Raw genomic sequence first — 3,152 nt, forward strand, 5'->3', positions numbered from 1 at the left:
ATCGGCAAAACACCTAGCCCGACCATACATCAGGCCGTCTGAAAAGCATGGCTGCATTTTCAGACGGCCTGAATGCTGCGGTTTGGCTGACGATTCGGCTTATTCGCCGTCGTTCAGCGCGTTGATGCTGTAACCGCCGTCCACGTAGGTAATCTCGCCGGTGATGCCGGAAGACAGGTCAGACAGCAGGAAAGCGGCGGTATTGCCGACTTCTTCGATGGTCACGTTACGGCGCAGCGGATTTTGTTGGGCCACGTGTCCCAGCAGGCGGCTGAAGTCGGCGATGCCGGAAGCGGCCAGCGTTTTAATCGGGCCGGCAGAAATGCCGTTGCAGCGGATGCCTTCTTTGCCCAGGCAGGAAGCGGTAAAGCGGATGCCGGCTTCCAGGCTGGCTTTGGCCATGCCCATCACATTGTAGTTCGGCACGGCGCGCACCGCACCCAGGTAAGACAGGGCAACGATAGAGGCATTGCGGCCCTGCATCATCGGGCGGGCGGCTTTGGCCAGCGCGGGCAGGCTGTAAGCGGAAATTTCATGTGCGGTATTGAAGGCTTCACGGCTGATGCTGTCGAGAAAATCGCCGCTCAAGGCTTCTTTCGGCGCGAAGCCGATGGAGTGCACCAGGCCGTCCAAACCGTCCCAATGCTTGCCCAAATCGGCAAAGGCTTGGTTGATTTCTTCGTCGCTGGCAACGTCGCAGCGGAATACCAAATCGGAGCCGAGCTCGGCCGCCATTTTGCGCACGCGCTCTTCCAGTTTGTCCACAACATAAGTAAACGCCAGCTCCGCGCCTTGGTCGCGGCAGGCTTTGGCGATGCCGTAAGCGATGGAGCGTTCGGAAATCATACCTGTAATCAGGATTTTTTTACCTTGCAGGAAACCCATTTTTTTATCCTTAGAATGTGGTGCGGTCTATCAAATCTGCAGATTATAACAAAAAGCGGCGGTTTCGGCATAAAAAACAATGTAATGCCGTCTGAAAAATCTTCAATCTAGCCCTGCCGCAGCAAAAATCCTTTTCTGCGCCGATATGTTATAATTCCGCCCCGTTATCCGGAGAATCCACCATGATGAAACGCGGGCTGCTGCTGGCCGCCGCCATGCTGCTGGTTCAGCACGGCGCCTGGGCGCAGCGCACCATTCCCGAAGAGATGCCGGCCGCCGTATTGAAAAGCGTCGATTGGCCGTACATTACCGTGGACTTTGGCGGCTTTTCCTGGCAAAAGCTGCTGACCCTGGGTTTGGGCAGCGGGCGCACCGCCACCCTGCCCGTGTCCCGCTTCGTGCGGATTAAAAACGAACACAACCGCTTTATCGTCATGGGGCGACTGCGCGCACAAACGGGCAAAACCGTTGCCCTCAAGCAGGATGCCGCGGGCGAAGTGCAGGAAATCTGGATTTTAAGCCCCGGGGAACGGGCGGCGCTGCAGCAGCGTTCCGAAACAAGTGAATGAAGATTAACAAGCTGCAGCTTGTCTCTTTTCGATTTTCAGACGGCCTCTGCCCCGCCAAGGCCGTCTGAAATATGTTCTTTAAAACGGGCATGATACAGCCGGGCTGCGTCTTGTCTCATGCTTATTTTATCCGACGATATTTTACAATTTTATACCAACCGTCAGCCCCGCAATTACGGGCTCCTGAGAAAGAAACCACACCATGAAAAAAGTCTTTATCCGCACCTTCGGCTGCCAAATGAACGAATACGACAGCGATAAAATGCTGGCCGTATTAGCCGAAGAACACGGCGGCATCGAGCAGGTTACCGAAGCCGACCAAGCCGACATCATTTTGTTCAACACCTGCTCCGTGCGCGAAAAAGCGCAGGAAAAAGTCTTCTCCGACTTAGGCCGCGTGCGCCCGCTGAAAGAAAAAAATCCCGACCTGATTATCGGCGTGGCCGGCTGCGTCGCCTCGCAGGAAGGCGAAGCCATCATCAAACGCGCACCGTATGTGGACGTGGTCTTCGGCCCGCAAACCCTGCACCGCCTGCCGAAAATGATTGTGGACAAAGAAACCACCGGCCATTCCCAAGTCGATATTTCCTTCCCCGAAATCGAAAAATTCGACCACCTGCCGCCCGCCCGCGTCGAAGGCGGCAGCGCGTTTATCTCCATCATGGAAGGCTGCTCCAAATACTGCTCCTTCTGCGTCGTACCCTACACGCGCGGCGAAGAATTTTCCCGTCCGCTCAACGACGTGTTAACCGAAATCGCAGGCCTCGCGCAGCAAGGCGTGAAAGAAATCAACCTGTTGGGACAAAACGTCAACGCCTACCGCGGCGAAATGGACAACGGCGAAATCTGCGACTTCGCCACCCTGCTTCGCATCGTGCACGAAATCCCCGGCATCGAACGCATGCGCTTCACAACCAGCCACCCGCGCGAATTTTCCGACGCGATTATCGAATGCTACCGCGACCTGCCCAAGCTCGTTTCCCATCTGCACCTGCCGATCCAAAGCGGTTCCGACCGCGTATTGAGCGCGATGAAGCGCGGCTACACCGCCCTGGAATACAAATCCATCATCCGCAAACTGCGCGCCATCCGTCCGGATTTGTGCCTGAGCTCCGACTTCATCGTCGGCTTCCCCGGCGAAACCGAGCGCGAATTCGAGCAAACCCTAAAACTGGTCAAAGACATCGCCTTCGACCTGAGCTTCGTGTTCATCTACAGCCCGCGCCCCGGCACGCCCGCCGCCAACCTGCCCGACGACACCCCGCACGAAGAAAAAGTGCGCCGCTTGGAAGCACTGAACGAAGTCATCGAAGCCGAAACCGCCCGCATCAACCAAACCATGCTCGGCACGGTACAACGCTGCCTGGTGGAAGGCATTTCCAAAAAAGACCCCGACCAGCTGCAAGCCCGCACCGCCAACAACCGCGTGGTCAACTTCACCGGCACGCCGGATCTGATTAACCAAATGATTGATTTGGAAATCACCGAAGCCTACACCTTCTCACTGCGCGGCAAACCGGTAAACGCCTAAAAGCAGCCCGCCGTGTTGCAGCGGTTTTTTTGCTGCAGCATACAGACAGGCCGTCTGAAAAATCATTTTTCAGACGGCCTGTCGGCTTTTACGGGATGGTATTGTTCAATGACTATAATCGGAGAAATTAAATTCTGATACAAGGCGAGCCGGCGTCGTAACAAAAA

3 protein-coding genes are annotated in these 3,152 nt (G+C 55.9%); 2 read left to right on the plus strand and 1 reads right to left on the minus strand.

Annotated features, from left to right (window positions below):
- Window positions 1-99: 99 nt before the first annotated feature.
- On the minus strand, window positions 100-885 hold the full coding sequence (gene fabI / locus BDE01S_RS09385) for an enoyl-ACP reductase FabI (protein ID WP_066080705.1): 786 nt from the start codon (window positions 883-885) through the stop codon (window positions 100-102).
- Window positions 886-1,067: 182 nt separating this feature from the next.
- On the opposite strand from fabI, the gene BDE01S_RS09390 reads away from it, so the two are divergent.
- Window positions 1,068-1,454, plus strand: a complete 387-nt coding sequence (locus BDE01S_RS09390) for a hypothetical protein (protein ID WP_245934309.1) — start codon at window positions 1,068-1,070, stop codon at window positions 1,452-1,454.
- Window positions 1,455-1,656: 202 nt separating this feature from the next.
- Window positions 1,657-2,985, plus strand: a complete 1,329-nt coding sequence (miaB, locus tag BDE01S_RS09395; RefSeq protein ID WP_066080709.1) for a tRNA (N6-isopentenyl adenosine(37)-C2)-methylthiotransferase MiaB — start codon at window positions 1,657-1,659, stop codon at window positions 2,983-2,985.
- The last annotated feature ends 167 nt before the right edge of the window (window positions 2,986-3,152 follow it).

The organism is Bergeriella denitrificans NBRC 102155 (assembly GCF_001592185.1).
Lineage (GTDB): Bacteria > Pseudomonadota > Gammaproteobacteria > Burkholderiales > Neisseriaceae > Neisseria > Neisseria denitrificans.